The sequence below is a fragment of the Microbacterium sp. genome, assembly GCF_035687345.1.
Taxonomy (GTDB): Bacteria; Actinomycetota; Actinomycetes; order Actinomycetales; family Microbacteriaceae; genus Microbacterium.
The window spans coordinates 77926-95906 of record NZ_DASRXZ010000025.1; the positions used below are offsets into that span (position 1 = coordinate 77926).

A 17981-nucleotide genomic window follows, 5' to 3' on the forward strand; every position below is an offset into this window, starting at 1 on the left:
TCAGTCCTCGACCGTGATGCCCATGGAACGGGCGGTGCCGGCGATGATCTTCGAGGCGGCCTCGATGTCGTTCGCGTTCAGGTCGGGCTGCTTCGTCTCGGCGATCTGACGCACCTGCTCCTTGGTGAGCTTGCCCACCTTGGCGGTGTGCGGCGTCTTCGAGCCCTTCTGCACGCCGGCGGCCTTCTTGATCAGCTCGGCGGCGGGCGGGGTCTTCAGGACGAAGGTGAAGCTGCGGTCCTCGTAGACGGTGATCTCGACGGGGATGACGTTGCCGCGCTGCGACTCGGTCGCGGCGTTGTACGCCTTGCAGAACTCCATGATGTTGACGCCATGCTGACCGAGCGCGGGCCCGATCGGCGGCGCCGGGTTGGCGGCGCCGGCGTTGATCTGGAGCTTGATCAGGCCGGTCACCTTCTTCTTCGGTGCCATGTGTTTTCCTCTCATCGAATCGGATGCCGCGGCATCCGGTTCTCCCGCGGATCCGGCCGTTCCGGAACGCGGTGCCGTCAGCGCGCGCGAAAGCGCGCACAAAACCAAGACAGTCTACCGCACCCGGGCGGTTCCCTCCGAACCGTAGGCGGCCACGAGCTGCGCCCCCAGGTCGGCGAGCGCACGCTTCACGGATGCCGGCTCGAGCACGCGCGCGACGGACGCCCATCCGGCGAGCTGCTCGGCGAGCGCCTCGTCGCTCTGCGCGCGCACCTCGACGACGGAGCGCTCGTCGCCCTCCTCGATCACGCGTGCGTGCACACCGAATCGGGAGCACAGGGGTGCGACGGCATGAAGTGCGACCGAGACGGTGGCGGATGCCGCACCCCGCCGCGCCTCCATCTCGGTCACCATCGCATCCCACGCCTCCCCCGGCACGAACCCCTCCGGAGCGCGACCATGCGCTCGGAGCGCCCTCAGGTCGCCCATGCGATCGACACGGTATGTGCGCAGCCGCGCGGCATCCGCCGTCTCGCTCCCAGGGTGGGGCGGCGCGGCCATGAGATACCACCGGCGACCGCGACGCCCGACCACGAGCGGAACCGCCTCGACGACCCCGCGCTCCGCGCCGTAGGCGAACGACACCTGCCGCTCGTCCGCGATCGCCTGCTGCAGAAGTTCCGCTTCGGCCGGCTCGGGCTCGCCGGGCGCGGCGCCCCACTCCGGTCCGACGACGGTCGTGGCGGCGATCCGCTCCGCCGCGGCGCGGAACGACGGCGGGAGCGCCTGCACGACCTTGCGCCTCGCTCGCGTCGCCGCGTCGGAGTCGCCTCCCGCCCGCACGAGCTGCAGGAACAGCGCGGTCGCCTCAGGACCCGTGAGCCCCGTCAGGTCGGTCCGCGCTCCGCCGATGAGTCGCCAGCCCCCACCCCGCCCCGGCTGGGGATAGATCGGGACGCCCGCCGCGAGGAGCGCCTCGAGGTCGCGGCGCGCGGTCGGCACCGACACCTCGAGCTCCGCCGCGAGCTCGGCCGCCGTGAGCGACTCGCGCCCCTGCAGCAACAGGAGCGCCTGGATGAGACGGTCTGCGCGCATGACTTCAGGATCTTCGTTAAAGCGATCAGTTCTTGATCACTTTACCCGGAAAGCTGGATCTCGAAGCGGTTGACGGAACCGCCGACGGAAGGAACGAAGACATGCTCCGCGGACTCGCGAACCTCAACCTGGTGGCCGACGACATGACGGCTGCGATCGATTGGTACACGCGCGTGCTCGACGCCCCGCCGTACTTCACGCGACCGGAGACGGGCCCGGCGCAGTACGCCGAGTGGCGCTTCGGCGACGACGAGGACGAGCTCGCCCTCATGTCCAGCGCCTACCGCCCCGCACTCCCCTCCCCCGGTGGCGCGCTCGTCAGCATCCACGTCGACGAGATCCAGGCGGCGTTCGACCGGCTCGTCGAACTCGGTGCGACGCCGTTCGACCCGGTGACGCAGCGCGGCGAGGGCTGGTGGTCGGCGTCGGTGAGCGACCCGTTCGGGAACCTCCTCGGACTCATCCAGAGCCCGCACTGGGCCGCGCAGCACGCGTGACCCAGACGCGAGAACGCCCCGCGGGCCGGAGCCTGCGGGGCGTTCTCGCGAGTTCGGGTTTCGTCAGAGCTTCGTGACCTGGTCGAACGACAGCTCGACCGGCGTCTCGCGCTCGAAGAGCGACACGAGCACCGTGAGCTTGCCGCTCTCGGGCTTGATCTCGCTGATCGTGCCGGGAAGACCCGCGAACGAGCCCTCCTTGATCGTGATGGTCTCGCCGACCTCGAAGTCCACCTCGGCCGGGATGGAGCGGGCAACGGCCTGACCGCCCTTGGCGGCGCCGCCCTTCGCGGGGGCGACCTCCTTGACCTCGACGAGCGACTTCAGCATGTTGAAGGCCTCTTCGAAGCGCAGCGGCGTCGGGTTGTGCGCGTTGCCGACGAAGCCGGTGACACCGGGCGTGTGGCGCACGACCGACCACGTGTCTTCGTTGAGCTCCATGCGCACGAGCACGTAGCCGGGGATCCGGACGCGTGTGACCATCTTGCGCTGGCCGTTCTTGATCTCGACGACGTCCTCCATCGGGACCTCGACCTGGTAGATCTCGTCCTCCACCTCGAGCGTCGACTTGCGCTGCTCGATGTTGGCCTTCACCTTGCGCTCGAAGCCGGCGTACGAGTGGATGACGTACCACTTGCCGGGGAGCGAACGCAGCTCCTGACGGAACGCCTCATACGGGTCGGCCTCGTCGGCCGAGTCATCCGCCTCTTCGGCGTCGGCCGACTCGCCGGCACCCTCAGCGGGCTCGGACTCGGTCGCGGCGTCGGCGGGCGAAACGGATGCCTCTACCTCGTCGACCTCCTCAGCGGCCGCCTCGACCTCCTCGACGAAGTCCTCGTCGAGCACGGGGCGGTCTTCGTCGCCGTTGATGTCGGGGCCGTCGTAGGGCGTGATCTCGTCGGCCGCCTCGGCCTCGCGCTCGGCCACCTCTTCGGCGATCGAGTCGTTCAGCACCTCGGCTGCCGCCTCGGCCTCAGCGGCCTCGTCGATTTCCAGTGCGTCGTTCACGATCGCATCTGCCTCCGGGTCGTCGATGTCGTCGATGTCTTCGAGGCTCTCGCCGTCTTCGTCCTCGTCGTCGACGATGTGCAGAGCACGGTGCTCCGCCGCCTCGACTGCGCGCTCCTCGGCCGCGAGGACGTTGCCCTCCTGGGCTTCGTCGTCCTCGCTGGACTGCTCGGCCGCGGTCGCCCAATCGGCGTCGTCGACATATCTCTCAGACACTTGACATCTCTTTCTTCGTGGACGGCTGCGGATGCCACGATCCGCGCCGCTCGGTGCGATCAGGCGCCGCCCGGCACTCCGAAGACGACGGTCGTGACCCAGACGAAGAGCACGTCGAGGCCGTAGACGAAGGCCATCATGACGATGACGAAGCCGAGCACCACTGCCGTGAACTTCACGAGCTCCTGACGCGTCGGCGTGACGACCTTGCGAAGCTCGGCGAAGACCTGGCGGATGAAGAGGGCGATGCGCGCGAAGACGTTCGGCTTCTTCTCGCGCGGCGCGGCGTCGCCCTTCGCGACGACTTCGCCCTTCGGCTCATCCTGGACCATCGAACCCACCTGATTACCTTCCATGTGTCAGCTTGGGCTGACGCGCAGGGCGGACAGGAATCGAACCTGCAACCTGCGGTTTTGGAGACCGCTGCTCTGCCAATTGAGCTACCGCCCTAGAGACCCGGAGGCCTCGGCAACCCGCACTCCTGCGCCGAATCCATCGCGATGAGGGAGTCTGCCCAACTGGCGGGCACGGCAAAAGAATGCAGATTTCAACTGCATCACCCAGTGTACGGCATGCCCTTGGGGGTGGCGAACCGAGCGGGGCATGTCGAGGGGCTCCTCAGTACTGCTGGATGCCGTAGCGGTCGGGCTCGGGCTCGCGTCGGAAGCGCCGCCCGGTGAGCGCATCCGGCTTGATCACGACGTAGTTGTACTTGAGCGTCGGGATCCACGGACGGAGGGGCAGCCTGTCGGCGTGCTCGACTTCTGCAGCAGTGTCGAGGCGGTGCGCGTGCCCGCGGACGATGACGCTCCACGCCTCTTCGTCGGTGTGGTCGTCGACCTCGAACACGACCTCGTCGTTGACCGTCAGCTCGAAGAGCTTGCTGCCCTCGGCGGTGCGGAACACGATCGTCTCGTCGTCGACGACGTAGTTGACCGGGAAGATGTCGATCACCCGGCCGACGTGCGTCACGAGCCGCCCGAGCTCCTGCGCGCGCAGCAGCTCCCAGCACTGGGCGTCGTCCAGAGAGACGACGGGGTCGGTGTCGCTCATGCCTCCATCGTGCCCTGTCGGGGGCATCCCGCGCCACCGTCGCACCCACTCCCCGGGAGGGTCTCCGCGCCCTACGATCGGCGCATGACGCTGGGCCAGCAAGACCTCGACGCGCTGTGGGATTTCAGCGATCCGGCCGGGTCGCAGGCACGGCTGCGCGAGGCCGCCGAAGCCGAGACGGATGCCGCGACCCGCGCCGAGCTCGAGACCCAGGTCGCCCGCGCTCTGGGCCTCCAGGAGCGGTTCGCCGAGGGGCGCGCGGTGCTCGACGCGATCCCCGCCGACCGCGCCGCGAAGTCGCCCGCGGTGCGAGTGCGCGTGCTGCTCGAGCGCGGGCGGCTGCGCAACTCGGCGGGCGACGCGGATGCCGCCGCCGCCCTCTTCCGCGAGGCGGGTGACGCGGCATCCGCGTCACCCGACCTCGTGTTCCTCCGCGTCGACGCGCTGCACATGCTCGCGATCGCCGACCCGTCGCACGCCGCCGAGTGGACGGCGCAGGCGCTCGCCGCGCTCGACGGGGTCGACGATCCGCGGACGCTGCGCTGGCGCGTGAGCCTGCACAACAACGCCGGGTGGGACCACTTCGACGCGGAGCGCTTCGACGAGGCCCTCGCCGAGTTCGAGCGCGCGAAGGACGCGGCTGTCCGCTGGGGCACCGCCCAGCAGATTCAGTGGGCTGACGAGGCGATCGCCGAGGCGACCGCCGCTCTCACGGACCGACGCGGATGAGCTTCTTGTTGACGAATTCGTCGGCGGCGAGAAGACCCAGCTCGCGCGAGGTGCCCGACCGCTTGACGCCGCCGAACGGCAGTTCGGGCGAGTCGGCGAGCACGATGTTGATGTAGACCATGCCCGCCTCGATGCGGTCGGCCACGCGCTCGGCCTGCTCGGGGTCGGTCGTGAACACGTAGGAGCCGAGCCCGAACGGCGTGCCGTTCGCGATCTCGATCGCCTCGTCCTCGTCCTTCGCGCGGAAGACCATGCCCACGGGGCCGAAGAACTCCTCGCGGTACGCGTCCATGTCGGGCGTGACGTCGGTCAGCACCGTCGGCTCGAAGAACGCGCCGTCGCGCTTGCCGCCCACGACGAGTGTCGCGCCCTGCTCGACCGCGCGCTTCACCTGCTCCTCGAGGCGCTGCGCCGCCGTGAGCGACGACAGCGGGCCCAGCACGGTGTCTTCGGCGAGCGGGTCGCCGACCTTCGCGCCCTTCATGGCCTCGGTGAACTTCTCGAGGAACGCGTCGTAGTGGTCATCGGCGACGATGAAGCGCTTCGCGGCGTTGCACGACTGACCCGTGTTGTCGAGGCGGGCGCTGACGGCCGCTTCGACCGTCGCGTCGAGGTCGTCGGTGCTGAGCAGGATGAACGGGTCGGAGCCGCCGAGCTCGAGCGCGACCTTCTTGAGGTTGCGCCCGGCCACCTCCGCGACCGCCGCGCCCGCGCGCTCGGAGCCGGTCACCGAGACGCCCTGCACGCGCGGGTCGGCGATGACGCGCGCGGCCTGCTCGTTCGTGAGGTAGACGTTCACGTACGCGCCGTCGGGCATGCCGGCGTCGCGGTACATCGCCTCGATCGCCGCGGCGGACTCGGGGCACTGCGACGCGTGCTTGAGCAGGATCGTGTTGCCCAGCACGAGGTTCGGCGCCGCGAAGCGGGCGACCTGGTAGTACGGGAAGTTCCACGGCATGATCCCCAGCAGCACGCCGAGGGGCGACTTGCGGATGACGGCGCTGCCCTCGCCGAGGATGTCGATCGGCTGGTCTGCCGTGATCTTCTCGGCGTTGTCGGCGTAGAACTCCGTGATGTCGGCGGCGAAGTCGACCTCCTCGGTGGCCGCCGCGAGGGGCTTGCCCATCTCCCGCACGATGATCTGGGCGAGCTCGTCGCGCCGCTCCCGGTGCAGCTCGGCGACGCGGCGGACGAGCGCCGCGCGCTCGGCGACGGGTGTCTCGCGCCACGTGCGGTACGCGGCATCCGCGCGGGCGATGCATTCCTCGACCTCGGCGTCGGTGAATGCGGGGAACGTGGCCACGGTCTCGCCCGTGGCCGGATTGACGACGGCGTAGTCGGTCATCTGCTCTCCGATCGGTTCTTTCAGACAGTCTGCCGTGCCGGCACGGACCCGGCACGGGAGGTCACGCGGTGGCGAGCACGTCCGCCAGCACGTCCAGGCCATCGTTCAGCAGGTCGTCGCCGATCGACAGGGGCGGGAGGAAGCGGATCACGTTGCCGTAGGTGCCGCACGTGAGCACGATGACCCCGCGCGCGATGCACTCCTTCGCGACGGCGGCGGTCAGCGCGGCATCCGGATCGCCCGTCGCCGGGTCGACGAACTCGGCCGCGACCATCGCGCCGCGTCCGCGGACGTCGCCGATGCGCGCGTCGCCCGCCTGCATGGCCGTGAGGCGCGAGAGGAGGATCTCCCCCACCTCGCGCGCCCGCCGCGGGAGGTCCTCGGTCTCGAACACCTCGATCGAGGCGAGCGCCGCGGCACATGCGACGGGGTTCCCGCCGTAGGTGCCGCCGAGGCCGCCGGCGTGCGAGGCGTCCATGATCTCGGCCCGACCGGTCACGGCCGCCAAGGGCAAGCCCCCCGCGATGCCCTTGGCGGTCGTGATGAGGTCCGGCACGATGCCGAACCCTTCGCTCGCGAACATGGCCCCCGTGCGAGCGAATCCGGTCTGGATCTCATCGGCGATGAACACCACGTCGTTGGCGCGGCACCACTCGACGAGAGCGGGGAGGAAGCCGTCGGCGGGGACGATGAAGCCGCCCTCGCCCTGGATCGGCTCGATGATGACGGCGGCGAGGTTGTCGGCTCCGACCTGCTTCTCGATGACCGCGATCGCGCGCTTCGCGGCATCCGGCCCGCTAAGTCCGTCGCGGAACGGGTACGACAGCGGCGCGCGATAGATCTCGCTCGCGAAGGGTCCGAAGCCGCTCTTGTACGGCATCGACTTCGCGGTGAGCGCCATGGTGAGGTTCGTGCGGCCGTGGTAGCCGTGGTCGAACGCGACAACCGCCTGCTTCTTCGTGTGCTTGCGGGCGATCTTGACCGCGTTCTCGACCGCCTCTGCGCCCGAGTTGAACAGAGCGCTCTTCTTCTCGTGGTCGCCCGGCGTGATGCGGTTGAGGGCTTCCGCGACGGCGACGTACGAGTCGTACGGCGAGATCATGAAGCACGTGTGGGTGAACTGCGCGACCTGCGCCTGCACCGCCTCGACGACTTTCGGGTGCGCGTTGCCGACGGTCGTCACGGCGATGCCCGAGCCGAGGTCGATGAGCGAGTTGCCGTCCGCGTCGACGACCACGCCTCCGCCCGCGGCGACCGCCTCGATCGGCGCCGTGTGCCCGACGCCCGCCGCGACGGCGGCGGCCTTGCGCGCGAGCAGCTCCTGCGAGCGCGGTCCGGGGATGCTCGTCACGAGGCGGCGCTCCTGCGGGAGCGAGGGTCCTCCGATCGGCGGGGCGGTGATCGTGTCGGCGGAGTCGGCAGCGGTCATGAATGGGAGGTTAAGAGCCGGATGCCTCACCCGGCACTCTCCTGCATGTACATTCTCTCTACGGTGATGTACGCCGCGTACAGGAAGCTCACATGACCGTCCTCAGCGACTCCCCCACGCTGCGCGCCCTCCTCGCGCGCACCGACCTGCGCCTGCGCCTCGAGACGGCGCCGGCCGAAGAGGAGGCGCTCGACCGGCCGGTTCGCTGGGTGCACAGCTCCGACCTCGCCGATCCGACGCCGTTCCTCTCCGACGGCCTCGTGCTGCTGACCACCGGGACGCAGTTCCAGGCCGCCCGCGAGGAGGACTACTCCGACTACGTCGCCCGCCTCACCGCGCGTGGAGTGCTGGGGCTCGGTTTCGGGACCGCGGTGGTGCGCGAGGGCATCCCGCCCGCGCTCGCCGACGCGTGCCGAGACGCGGGGCTCGCCCTGTTCGAGGTCCCGTACCGCACGCCCTTCATCGCGGTGGCGCGCGCGAACGCCGAGGCGATCGCCGCCCAGGCGTACGCGCGCCGCTCGTGGGCGCTCGCCGCGCAGCGTGCCATATCGCTCGCGGCACTGCGCCCCGACGGCCTCGGCGCGACACTCGCCGAACTGGCACGGCAGCTCGACGCGTGGGTCGGGCTCTTCGATGCGACCGGGTCGCTCACACGCGAGCACCCGCCGGGCGCCCTCGACGCGGACGCGCTCGCCGAGGTGACCGCCGAGGCGGGCACCGTGCTCCGCCGCGGCGCGCGTGCCGGATCGTCGCTGCGGATCGGCGACACGCCGTTCACGCTGCAGACGCTCGGGCGGACAGGCCAGCTGCGCGGGGTCATCGCGATCGCGTCGGGCGACCTCGACCAGGAGGAGCGCGGTGTCGTGACGTCCGTCATCGCGATGGCGGGCCTCGCCCTCGAGCAGAACCAGGGCCTCAGCCGCGCCCGGGCGTCGCTGCGCGCGGGCGTCGTGCAGTCGCTGCTCTCCGACGACCCGACGCTCGCGCGGCGCATCGCGCGTGACGCGTGGCGCGGGCTGCCGCATCCGCCGATCACGGTGGCGATGACGGATGCGGCGACCGCTCGCGACCACACGGCGACCGAGTGGCTCGAGCTCAAGGCCGACGAGAGCCGCGGCGACGTGTTCTACGGCCGCGCGGACGACGGGCTGGTCATCGTGACGTCCGCCGACCACGACGGGCTCGTGCGCGAGTTCGCCGAGCTCTTCGAGGTGGTCGTCGGGGTGTCGCGACCCGCCCCGTACTCGGCGTTCTCGGCGGCTGTGCGCGAGGCGCGCGTCGCGCGTGACCGTGGCGCCGCGGCCGGTGCCCGTGTATCGCGGTTCGGCGACGCGGGGGTCGGGAGCGTGCTGTCGGCCGAGCCGTCCGATGAGGCGCGCGCGGTCGCCGCGGCCCTGCTCGCCCCTCTCGACGAGTACGACGCCGCGCACGGCGGCGCCCTGCGCGAGACCGTGCGCACGTGGCTCGAGCAGGACTGCTCGCACGAGGCGACCTCGCGCGCGCTCGGAATCCACCGTCACACCGTGCGGGCGCGTCTCGCGACGGCGCAGCGCGTGCTCGGGCGCGATCTGTCGTCCTTCCCCGAGCGCGCCGAGGTGTGGGCGGCGCTCAGCGTCGCGGGCGACTGAGCGGCGCGGGCGCCGCGCCGGCGCTAGCACGAACTCGCATGTCGCGCCACGGCGTTTCCTTCGTCGGCGGCCGCGAGGCAACCTGATGTCGATGAGGTGATTCTCATCGCGAAAACCTTTCATGTGTTAGGTATTCGCCCTACAGTCATGACAGCGGCGCCGTCCTGCGCCGCACCAGCCGAGGCAGAGCCGCCCGGGGCGGCGACGACCGATGGAGGCGTCAGACCGATGACACGAGCAGCAGCACGAAGGACTTCCCGCTGGATGGCGGTCGGGGCGGTGACCCTCGTCGGCGCCCTCGCCCTCGCCGGCTGCGGCCGCAGCGACGGCGGCGGCGGTGCAGGAGGAGACCAGGCCGGAGAGGCGATCGACGACTCCCCCGCCACCGGCGAGCTCACCGTTTGGGCGATGGGCAACGAGGGCGAGGTGCTCGACGAGCTCGTCGCCCAGTTCGAGGAGGAGAATCCCGACGTCAGCGTCGAGGTCACCGCCGTGCCGTGGGAGAGCGCCCACGACCGCATCGCCACCGCGATCGCCGGCGGTGAGACCCCCGACATCACGATGCTCGGCACGACGTGGGTCGGCGAGTTCGCGGCGACCGGCGCGTTCGAGCCGACGCCCGAGGGGCTCGTCGACGAGTCCGCGTTCTTCGAGGGCTCGTGGGAGACCGCGGTGGTCGACGACGTCGCCTACGGCGTGCCGTGGTACGTCGACACGCGCGTGCTCTACTACCGCACCGACCTCGCCGAGCAGGCGGGCGTCGAGCCGCCCACCACCTGGGAGGAGTACACCGAGTTCACGAAGGCGCTGCAATCGGCCGGCGCGACGTGGGGCGTCTCGCTCCCACCCGGAGGCTTCGACTCGTGGCAGTACGTGACGCCCCTCGCGTGGCAGCAGGGCGGCGACATCCTGAACGACGACGGCACCGAGTTCACGTTCGACACGCCCGAGTGGGAAGAGGCGTTCACGTACTACAAGAGCTTCTTCGACGAGGGCATCGCGGAGCCGCGGCGTCTCGAGGGCGGTGAGATCGAGCAGGCCTTCATCAACGGCGAGGTCGGCGCGTTCTACAGCGGTCCGTTCCACGTGAGCCTCCTGCTCGACCAGGGCGGTGAGGAGTTCGCCGACAAGTTCGCCGTGACCATGGTCCCGGGCGCCGACAGCCGCACGAGCTTCACCGGCGGCGGCAACCTCGCGGTGTTCGAGGACACCGACAACCGCGACGCGGCGTGGAAGCTCGTGCGCTGGCTGAGCCAGCCCGAGACGCAGATCTCGTGGTACAAGATCTCGACCGACCTCCCGAGCGTGCAGGCCGCGTGGGACGACCCCACGTTCTCGGAGGATCCGTACCTGAGCGTCTTCGGCGAGCAGCTGCAGGATTCGAAGGCGCCGCCGGCGATCCCCACGTGGGCTCAGGTCTCGGCCGTGATCGACCAGGAGCTGGAGAAGACGACGCGCGGTGAGACGACGCCCGCCGACGCGATCGCCACGATCCAGCAGCAGGCCCAGTCGATCGGCACCGGCAACTAGGATCCGCCGATGACCGCCGTCGCGACATCCGCCCCGCCGCGCAGCGCGCCGCCCTCACCCGCGATGCGCCGGCGGGCGCGACGCATGACCCTCACGGCGTGGCTGTTCGCCCTGCCGTTCGTCGTCCTCTTCCTCGTCTTCATGGCGGGGCCGATCGTCGGGTCGCTCGTCATGAGCTTCACCGACATGACGACGAGGGACCTGCAGACCCCGTTCCAGGTGAACATCGTCGGGATCGACAACTACGTGCGCCTGTTCCAGGACCCGCGTTTCCTGCGGTCGCTGCTGAACACGTTCACGTTCGTGGTGGTCGCGGTGCCGCTCACGATGGCCCTGGCGCTCGCAGTCGCGCTGGCGCTCGACAAGGGCATCCGTCGGTTCCGAACGGTCTACCGCGTGGGTTTCTACACGCCCGTCGTCACGAGCATCGTGGCGATCGCGATCGTGTGGCGGTTCATCCTGCAACCCGACGGTCTGCTCAACGGATTCCTCGCGCTCCTAGGCATCCAGGGCCCCGACTGGCTGCAGAGCACGACGTGGGCGCTGCCGTCGCTCATCGCGATGGCGGTGTGGCGCAACATCGGGACCCTCATGGTGATCTTCCTCGCGGCGCTGCAAGGCGTGCCGCGCGAGCACCACGAGGCCGCGATGGTCGACGGCGCGAACGCGTGGCAGCGGTTCTGGAACATCACGATCCCCGCGATGCGGCCGGCGATCCTGTTCTCGGCCGTCATCACGGGGATCGGGTTCCTGCAGTTCTTCGAGGAGCCGTTCGTCATGACGCGCGGCGGCCCGCTCGACTCGACGCTGTCGGCGGCGATGTACACGTTCCAGCAGTTCGGGTTCGGCAATTACGCGTACGCGTCGGCGGCGAGCTACGTGCTGTTCCTCGCGATCGTCGTGCTCGCCCTCATCCAGTTCCGTCTGCTCGGGCGCAAGGAGGACTGACATGACCGCCATCGCCCCCACTCCCGTCGAGACGACGGCCACGTCCGACGAGATCGCCCCCGCCGGACGCCGACGCACGGGCAGCCGCTGGTGGCTCTACGTCGTGCTGACGCTGGGCCTCGTCGCGATGCTCACGCCCTTTGTGTGGATGATCCTCGGGTCCTTCAAGACGGATGCCGAGATCCGCCAGCACCCGACCGAGTTCCTCCCGCGCGAGCCGACGCTCGACAACTTCACAACGCTGTTCGGTCGACTGGACTTCACGACGTTCTTCATCAACAGCATCGTCGTGGCGGTCTTCGTGACGCTCGGGAACATCGTGTTCTGCTCGATGGTCGGGTACGCGCTCGCGAAGCTGCAGTTCCGCGGCAAGAAGCTGCTGTTCGCGCTCGTCCTCGGAACGCTCATGGTGCCGGGCGTCGTGACGTTCGTGCCGCTGTTCGTTCTCACGGCGAACCTCGGTCTGGTGAACTCCTACCCCGGGCTCATCCTGCCGTTCCTCATCACGCCGCTCGGCGTGTTCCTCATGCGGCAGTTCATGCTGGGGCTTCCCGATGAGCTCATCGAGGCGGCGCGCATCGACGGTGCGAGCGAGTGGCGCATCTTCCTGCGCGTCATCATGCCGCTGTGCGGACCGGCGATCGCGACGCTCACGATCCTCACCTTCCTCGCGAGCTGGAACAACTTCCTGTGGCCGCTGGTGGTCGCCACGACCGAGGACATGTACACGCTCCCCGTCGCGCTCGCCCTCTACTCGGTCGGCCAGAACGCGGCGCGGTACGGGCTCATGATGGCCGGCGCCGTCGTGGTCGTCGTGCCGGTGCTCATCGTCTTCGTGGTGCTGCAGCGGTACTTCGTGCAGGGCATCGCGCTCACCGGCATCAAGTGAATCGAAAGGACTCCCTCCGCATGGACTTCCCCGACGGCTTCCTGTGGGGCGCCTCGACCGCGGCGCACCAGATCGAGGGCGGCAACATCAACTCGGACTGGTGGCAGCGCGAATGGGGCCACTTGCCCGGACCCGCGATCGCGGAGCCGTCGGGAGACGCCGCCGACAGCTACCACCGCTTCCCGCAGGACATGGCACTGCTCGCGGAAGCCGGGCTCGCGGCGTACCGGTTCAGCATCGAATGGGCGCGTATCGAGCCCGAGAAGGGCTGGGTGTCGCGCGCGGCGATCGACCACTACCGGCGCATGGTCGACACGGCACGGGAGAACGGCCTCGAGCCGGTCATCACGCTGCATCACTTCACGAACCCTGTGTGGTTCGCCCGTGAGGGCGGATGGCTGACGGATGCCTCGGTCGACGCGTTCCGCCGGTACGTCGAGGCCGCGCTGCCGGTGCTCGAGGGCGTGTCGCTCGTGTGCACGATCAACGAGCCGAACATGGTCTCCGTGCTCGCCGACCCCGAGGTGGGGTTCCCCTCGATCGGACTCCCGCCCGGTGTTCCGGACGTGACCGACCGCCTCATTGCGGCGCACCGCGCCGCCGTCGAGCTCGTGCGATCCACCGGATCCCAGGCGGGATGGTCCGTCGCGACGCAGGCGTACCAACCCGAACCGGGCGCCGAGGAGGTCGCGGCCGAGTACGGGTGGTCGCGGGAGGACGTCTTCCTCGAAGCCGCGAAGGGCGACGACTGGGTCGGCGTGCAGGCGTACACGCGCACGGTGATCGGGCCCGATGGGCCGCGGGAGATCCCGGATGCCGCGGAGCGCACGCTCACCGGGTGGGAGTACTACCCGTCGGCTGTCGGCGACGGCATCCGCAATGCGTGGAAGCGCGCGCAAGCGCCCGTGTACGTCACCGAGAACGGCATCGCGACCGCCGACGACCGGCGCCGCATCGACTACACGACCGGCGCGCTGGAGGCGGTGCACGCGTGCATCGTCGACGGCATCGACGTGCGCGGCTACCTGCACTGGAGCGCGCTCGACAACTACGAGTGGGGCAGCTACCGGCCCACGTTCGGGCTCATCGCGTGGGATCGCGAGACGTTCGAGCGGCACCCGAAGCCGAGCCTCGCGTGGCTGGGCGGCGTCGCGCGCGCGAACGCGCTGCCCGTGCCGCCCCCGGGTCGATGACGCGCGCTTCGTCTGGGTCGCTGCGCTCCCTCGCCCAGCGGCCGGCGCGGCGTCAGGAAGTCTGGGGGCGCAGGTAACCTCGCACGAACTCCTGGAACAGCGGCACCATGTCGACGGTCTCGTCGAGCAGCCACTGGAGCTGGATGCCGTCCATCACGGCGCTGATGAGCCGGGCGGCGTGGGCGGCGTCGATGTCGGCGCGGATCTCGCCGGCCTCCTGGCCCGCCCGCAGCAGCTCCGCCCCGCGCGCCGCCGTCTCGCGGTAGCGCTCGGCGAAGTCGTCGTGGGAGGGGTGCTCGGAGTCCGTCGCCTCGGCCGACACGATCGCGTAGAGCGAGGTCAGGCCGCGGGAGGTCTGGTTGTACGCGACGACCTTCTCGGCCTGCTCGATGAGCGTGTGCTCGGCGGGATCGCCCGCGGCCGCGCGGACCTTCTCGTCTCGTTGCCGGAGGACTTCGGTGAAGAGCTCCTCCTTGTCGGCGAAATGGTGCATGAGGCCCGCGGGGGTGAGCCCCACGCGTTTGGCGATCTCGCGCAGCGAGCTGCTGTGGAACCCGGTGCGCGAGAACACCGCGATCGCTTCATCGACGATGGCCTGGCGGCGCGCCTGGCCCTTCGCGTAGCTGCCCCGCGTGCGGCGCTGCCCACCCGTGTCCTGCTCCTGTGCGCTCACGGCGACCTCCCTCTCGAGCGAGCGGAGGAATGCCCGACTCAGCCGCGCTGACCGTGACCAGGCGTTCCCCACGACGACCCGAAGTCCTGCTTCCGCATCGCCGGACGGAGGCGCTGCTCCATCTCGCGACCGACGAAGTAGTCCTTCAGCGTAGCCCCCGTGGGCTCGATCCCGATGGGTCGCCGCGAGCATCCACCCTCGGTGGGGAGAACCTAACACTCGACAGGTATTACGGGAAACCCCGTCGTCGCCCTTCCCGGGTTCTCACGCGCGCGCCGCCTCGGCCCAGTTCGGGTCGGACTGCGTGAGGGCGATGAGGCCGCCGGCCTCCAGCATCCGCAACAGGAACGGCGACGCCGACGGCACCCGCCGCTCGACCCCCCTCGTCTCGTTGCGGAAGAGCCCTTCGGCGATGTCGACCACGACGTGGTCGCCGTCGTCGACGAGGTCGGTCGCATCGGGAACCTCGAGCGACGGCAGCCCGATCTCGAACACGTTGCGGTAGAACGTCCGCGAGAACGCGTTCGACACGACGCATCCGATCCCCGTCGCCTTGAGCGCCTTCGCGGCGATCGCCCGGCCCGAGGACTGACCGAAGTGGTGGCCGGCCACGACGATGTCGCCCGGCTGCACCTCGAGCGGGAACCTCGGGTTGTGGTCCTCCAGCACGTGCTTGACGATCTCCTCCATCGGGTCGAACACGTACGCCGACTTCACGAGCGCGTCCGTCGGGATGTTCGCGCCGAATGTCCAGCAGCGCCCTTCGAAGCGCGTGACGAACTCACTCATGCGGGTTCCCTTCCGAGACGTAGCGGCGCGGGTCGGCGATCCGGCCGGCGACGGCGGATGCCGCGACCGTGAGCGCCGACGCGAGGTACATCGACGCCTCGGTGCTCCCGTTGCGCCCGGGGAAGTTGCGCGAATGCGTCGAGATCATCGCCTCGCCCGCCGACATCGCGCCCATGTTCGCGGTCTGATTCGACCCCGTGCTCGGCGGGAACCACGTGCCGCCTGCCTCGTGGAGGTCGGCGACGATCCCGAGCTCGAGCGCCTGCCGGAACACCTCGCGATTGCCGGGGACCAGGTTGAGCTTGACGTCGGGGTGGATCCGGCGACCCCGCAGCACCTTCGCCGCGAGGATGAAGTCCTCCAGCCGTCCTCCGCCGTGGCCGCCGAGCTCCGCCCACTGCACGGGCGTGCCCACGACGTCGTCGACCGGGTGGACGTTGCCGACGGTGGGCGGCGCCGCCACCTGCGGAGGCAGGTCGCCCACATCGAACCGGCGGACGTCCTCGACGGGATCGCCGTCGCCGTTGACGAGCCGGTCGACGCTGCCGTTCGGCAGGGACTCGACGAACGCACGCGTCACCTCGTCGGGCTCGATGTAGCCGCACTTCGCGCCGAGATCGACGCACAGCACGGGGAACAGCCAGCGGTCCCAGAAGTCGAGGCCCTTGATGAACGGGCCGGTGAACTCGAGCGCCTTGTAGATGACCGACCCCTCGCCGAGCTCCTTCACGAGCCACAGCGCGACGTCGCGCGGCGTGGTGCCCGGCCGCAGCTCGCCCGTCAGCTCGATCTGGATGAGCTCGGGCACGCGGAACCACGCCTTGCCGAACGGCATGACGGTGCCCGCGTGCGAGTCGTTGCCGAGCGCCACCGCGAGCGCGCCGACGGCCCCGTGCACCGGCGTGTGACTGTCGGAGCCCACGACGATCTGCCCGGGGAGCGCGAGCCCGTGCTGCACGAGCACGTTGTGGATGTTCCCGCTTCCGCAGTCGAACAGCTGCGTGCCGCGGCGCCTGGCCCACTCGCGGTTGCGGTTGAGGACGTCGGCCTGGTGCTCGGTCGGCGGCGAGAAGTGGTGGTCGAACACCGTGACGACCCGGTCGGGGTACGGCAGGTCGACGCCGACGCGCTCGTCGTACACCTTGCCCGTGAGGTAGGCGCTGAGGTCGTGCATCACCAGCCGGTCGACCTCGGCGACGACGACGTCGCCGGCCGACACGGATTCTCTTCCGCTCGCGCGCGCGAGGATCTTCTCGACGAGGTTCATGCCGGCACCGCCACGTGACGCGGGTCGGTGATGACACCGGTGACCGCGGATGCCGCGGCCACCGCGGGGCTCGAGAGGTAGATGCTCGACTCGTAGCTGCCCATGCGTCCGCGGAAGTTGCGGTTCGCGGTCGAGAGCGTCACCTCGCCGTCGGCCATCGCTCCGCCGCTGCCGGCGCACGCGCCGCATCCGGGGTTCGTGATGAGCGCGCCCGACTCGATGAGGGTCGTGACGATGCCGTCGGCCGCGGCCTTCGCCATGATGTCGGCGGATGCCGGCGTCACGACGAGCCGCACACCGGGAGCGATGCGGTTGCCCTTGAGGTACTTCGCGGCGATCGCGAGGTCGTCGTACTTCGCGTTCGCGCACGAGCCGATGAACACCTGGTCGACCTTGGTGCCGGCGACACCCGAGATGCCCACGACGTCGTCGACGTTGTGCGGGATCGCGATCTGCGGCTCGAGTTCGGTCGCGTCGAGCTCGATCGTCTTCTCGAACACCGCGTCGGGATCGGATGCCAGCGGCTGCACGGTGTCGAGATCGACGCCGTGCTCGGCGAGGTAGCGCATGGTCTCGGCATCCGGCGGCACGACCGCGTTCTTCGCGCCGGCCTCCATCGCGAGGTTGCACAGCGTCATGCGCTCCGAGGTGGAGAGGGACTCGACCCAGTCGCCGTGGAACTCGACGGAGTAGTACGTCGCGCCGTCGGCGGTGATGTCGCCGATGAGCTTGAGCATGACGTCCTTCGGGTAGACGCCGGCGGGGAGCGGTCCCTTCACGACGATCTTCATCGACTCGGGCACGCGCATCCACAGCTTGCCGGTGACCCACGCGGCCGTGATCTCGCTGAAGCCGACACCCGTGCCGAGCGCGCCGAGCGCGCCGTAGATCGTCGAGTGCGAGTCGGTGCCGATGATGAGATTCCCGGGCTTGACCAGCCCGTTCTCCATCAGCACGACGTGCGCGATGCCCGCGTTGACGTCGAAGAAGTTCTTGATGCCCATCCTCTCGCGGAAGCCGCGGGACAGCCGGTGGTCACCCGCGATCTTCGCTGTCTGCGCGGGCGAGATGTGGTCCATGACCATCGCGATGCGGTCCTTGTCGAACAGCTCCGGCTCACCCATGCGCTCCCACGTCTTGATGCAGCGCCAGGTCGCGGTGTGGCTCATGTAGAGGTCGGGGTAGGCGTCGACGATCTGACCGGGAGCCAGCCCCGTCTCCCCCGAGGCGCGCTCCAGCGCCTTGACGGCGAAAGTCTTG

General features: G+C 69.8%; 18 protein-coding genes and 1 tRNA gene. 7 read left to right on the top strand and 12 right to left on the bottom strand.

Annotated features, from left to right (window positions below; translation table 11 throughout):
• Window positions 1-432 (bottom strand): 50S ribosomal protein L11, encoded by a 432-nt coding sequence (gene rplK / locus VFF97_RS02985; RefSeq protein WP_325032008.1) that lies wholly within the window; start codon window positions 430-432, stop codon window positions 1-3.
• 114 nt (window positions 433-546) lie between these two features.
• The gene (locus VFF97_RS02990; protein ID WP_325032009.1) at window positions 547-1527 is read right to left on the bottom strand and encodes a helix-turn-helix transcriptional regulator; all 981 of its coding nucleotides are present in this window, start codon (window positions 1525-1527) and stop codon (window positions 547-549) included.
• 101 nt (window positions 1528-1628) lie between these two features.
• Here VFF97_RS02990 and VFF97_RS02995 point away from each other — a divergent pair, with 101 nt between their 5' ends.
• A complete protein-coding gene (locus tag VFF97_RS02995) occupies window positions 1629-2024 on the top strand; it encodes a VOC family protein (RefSeq protein WP_325032010.1) in 396 nt (131 codons plus the stop codon).
• Window positions 2025-2087: 63 nt separating this feature from the next.
• On the opposite strand, the gene nusG is transcribed toward VFF97_RS02995, so the two are convergent.
• The 4 genes from nusG to VFF97_RS03015 form a co-directional block, all read right to left on the bottom strand.
• Entirely contained in the window at window positions 2088-3248 is a 1161-nt protein-coding gene (gene nusG / locus VFF97_RS03000; RefSeq protein ID WP_325032011.1) for a transcription termination/antitermination protein NusG, read from the bottom strand.
• A gap of 59 nt (window positions 3249-3307) precedes the next feature.
• Entirely contained in the window at window positions 3308-3580 is a 273-nt protein-coding gene (gene secE, locus VFF97_RS03005) for a preprotein translocase subunit SecE (protein ID WP_325032012.1), read from the bottom strand.
• 45 nt (window positions 3581-3625) lie between these two features.
• A tRNA-Trp gene (locus VFF97_RS03010) sits at window positions 3626-3698 on the bottom strand.
• Window positions 3699-3866: 168 nt separating this feature from the next.
• Complete coding sequence (locus VFF97_RS03015) at window positions 3867-4301, bottom strand: pyridoxamine 5'-phosphate oxidase family protein (protein ID WP_325032013.1); 435 nt, start codon at window positions 4299-4301, stop codon at window positions 3867-3869.
• An 84-nt stretch (window positions 4302-4385) separates the two neighbouring features.
• On the opposite strand from VFF97_RS03015, the gene VFF97_RS03020 reads away from it, so the two are divergent.
• Complete coding sequence (locus VFF97_RS03020) at window positions 4386-5030, top strand: hypothetical protein (protein WP_325032014.1); 645 nt, start codon at window positions 4386-4388, stop codon at window positions 5028-5030.
• Here VFF97_RS03020 and VFF97_RS03025 read toward each other — a convergent pair.
• Both VFF97_RS03025 and gabT read right to left on the bottom strand, forming a co-directional pair.
• Window positions 5011-6375 (bottom strand): NAD-dependent succinate-semialdehyde dehydrogenase, encoded by a 1365-nt coding sequence (locus VFF97_RS03025; protein ID WP_325032015.1) that lies wholly within the window; start codon window positions 6373-6375, stop codon window positions 5011-5013. The genes VFF97_RS03020 and VFF97_RS03025 overlap by 20 nt on opposite strands.
• 61 nt (window positions 6376-6436) lie before the next feature.
• Complete coding sequence (gabT, locus tag VFF97_RS03030) at window positions 6437-7804, bottom strand: 4-aminobutyrate--2-oxoglutarate transaminase (protein WP_325032016.1); 1368 nt, start codon at window positions 7802-7804, stop codon at window positions 6437-6439.
• A 92-nt stretch (window positions 7805-7896) separates the two neighbouring features.
• On the opposite strand from gabT, the gene VFF97_RS03035 reads away from it, so the two are divergent.
• The 5 genes from VFF97_RS03035 to VFF97_RS03055 all read left to right on the top strand — a co-directional run bounded on the left by VFF97_RS03035 (window position 7897) and on the right by VFF97_RS03055 (window position 13992).
• A complete protein-coding gene (locus VFF97_RS03035; protein WP_325032017.1) occupies window positions 7897-9432 on the top strand; it encodes a PucR family transcriptional regulator in 1536 nt (511 codons plus the stop codon).
• A 228-nt stretch (window positions 9433-9660) separates the two neighbouring features.
• The gene (locus tag VFF97_RS03040) at window positions 9661-10962 is read left to right on the top strand and encodes a sugar ABC transporter substrate-binding protein (protein ID WP_325032018.1); all 1302 of its coding nucleotides are present in this window, start codon (window positions 9661-9663) and stop codon (window positions 10960-10962) included.
• A gap of 9 nt (window positions 10963-10971) precedes the next feature.
• Window positions 10972-11910, top strand: a complete 939-nt coding sequence (locus VFF97_RS03045; RefSeq protein WP_414684215.1) for a carbohydrate ABC transporter permease — start codon at window positions 10972-10974, stop codon at window positions 11908-11910.
• Window position 11911: 1 nt separating this feature from the next.
• The gene (locus VFF97_RS03050; RefSeq protein ID WP_325032019.1) at window positions 11912-12799 is read left to right on the top strand and encodes a carbohydrate ABC transporter permease; all 888 of its coding nucleotides are present in this window, start codon (window positions 11912-11914) and stop codon (window positions 12797-12799) included.
• Window positions 12800-12819: 20 nt separating this feature from the next.
• Window positions 12820-13992 (top strand): glycoside hydrolase family 1 protein, encoded by a 1173-nt coding sequence (locus VFF97_RS03055; protein WP_325032020.1) that lies wholly within the window; start codon window positions 12820-12822, stop codon window positions 13990-13992.
• Window positions 13993-14044: 52 nt separating this feature from the next.
• On the opposite strand, the gene VFF97_RS03060 is transcribed toward VFF97_RS03055, so the two are convergent.
• From VFF97_RS03060 to VFF97_RS03075, 4 genes are all read right to left on the bottom strand, one after another.
• The gene (locus VFF97_RS03060) at window positions 14045-14665 is read right to left on the bottom strand and encodes a TetR/AcrR family transcriptional regulator (RefSeq protein WP_325032021.1); all 621 of its coding nucleotides are present in this window, start codon (window positions 14663-14665) and stop codon (window positions 14045-14047) included.
• Window positions 14666-14929: 264 nt separating this feature from the next.
• Entirely contained in the window at window positions 14930-15454 is a 525-nt protein-coding gene (locus VFF97_RS03065; protein ID WP_325032022.1) for a 3-isopropylmalate dehydratase, read from the bottom strand.
• Window positions 15447-16721, bottom strand: a complete 1275-nt coding sequence (locus tag VFF97_RS03070) for a 3-isopropylmalate dehydratase large subunit (protein ID WP_325032023.1) — start codon at window positions 16719-16721, stop codon at window positions 15447-15449. Before VFF97_RS03070 ends, VFF97_RS03065 begins: the two co-directional genes overlap by 8 nt.
• Window positions 16718-17981, bottom strand: a 1264-nt coding sequence (locus tag VFF97_RS03075; RefSeq protein WP_325032024.1) for an aconitase/3-isopropylmalate dehydratase large subunit family protein, incomplete at its 5' end; no start/stop codon positions are given. The genes VFF97_RS03075 and VFF97_RS03070, both read right to left, overlap by 4 nt.

What these genes read in the sequence shown, in the direction of transcription:
- VFF97_RS03020 (WP_325032014.1), top strand. Translation starts at nt 4,386, where the DNA reads ATGACGCTGGGCCAGCAAGACCTCGACGCGCTGTGGGATTTCAGCGAT.
- VFF97_RS02995 (WP_325032010.1), top strand. Translation starts at nt 1,629, where the DNA reads ATGCTCCGCGGACTCGCGAACCTCAACCTGGTGGCCGACGACATGACG.
- VFF97_RS02990 (WP_325032009.1), bottom strand. Translation starts at nt 1,527, where the DNA reads ATGCGCGCAGACCGTCTCATCCAGGCGCTCCTGTTGCTGCAGGGGCGC.
- VFF97_RS03040 (WP_325032018.1), top strand. Translation starts at nt 9,661, where the DNA reads ATGACACGAGCAGCAGCACGAAGGACTTCCCGCTGGATGGCGGTCGGG.
- VFF97_RS03065 (WP_325032022.1), bottom strand. Translation starts at nt 15,454, where the DNA reads ATGAGTGAGTTCGTCACGCGCTTCGAAGGGCGCTGCTGGACATTCGGC.
- VFF97_RS03055 (WP_325032020.1), top strand. Translation starts at nt 12,820, where the DNA reads ATGGACTTCCCCGACGGCTTCCTGTGGGGCGCCTCGACCGCGGCGCAC.
- gabT (WP_325032016.1), bottom strand. Translation starts at nt 7,804, where the DNA reads ATGACCGCTGCCGACTCCGCCGACACGATCACCGCCCCGCCGATCGGA.
- VFF97_RS03050 (WP_325032019.1), top strand. Translation starts at nt 11,912, where the DNA reads ATGACCGCCATCGCCCCCACTCCCGTCGAGACGACGGCCACGTCCGAC.
- VFF97_RS03025 (WP_325032015.1), bottom strand. Translation starts at nt 6,375, where the DNA reads ATGACCGACTACGCCGTCGTCAATCCGGCCACGGGCGAGACCGTGGCC.
- secE (WP_325032012.1), bottom strand. Translation starts at nt 3,580, where the DNA reads ATGGTCCAGGATGAGCCGAAGGGCGAAGTCGTCGCGAAGGGCGACGCC.
- VFF97_RS03070 (WP_325032023.1), bottom strand. Translation starts at nt 16,721, where the DNA reads ATGAACCTCGTCGAGAAGATCCTCGCGCGCGCGAGCGGAAGAGAATCC.
- VFF97_RS03045 (WP_414684215.1), top strand. Translation starts at nt 10,972, where the DNA reads ATGACCGCCGTCGCGACATCCGCCCCGCCGCGCAGCGCGCCGCCCTCA.
- rplK (WP_325032008.1), bottom strand. Translation starts at nt 432, where the DNA reads ATGGCACCGAAGAAGAAGGTGACCGGCCTGATCAAGCTCCAGATCAAC.
- VFF97_RS03035 (WP_325032017.1), top strand. Translation starts at nt 7,897, where the DNA reads ATGACCGTCCTCAGCGACTCCCCCACGCTGCGCGCCCTCCTCGCGCGC.
- VFF97_RS03015 (WP_325032013.1), bottom strand. Translation starts at nt 4,301, where the DNA reads ATGAGCGACACCGACCCCGTCGTCTCTCTGGACGACGCCCAGTGCTGG.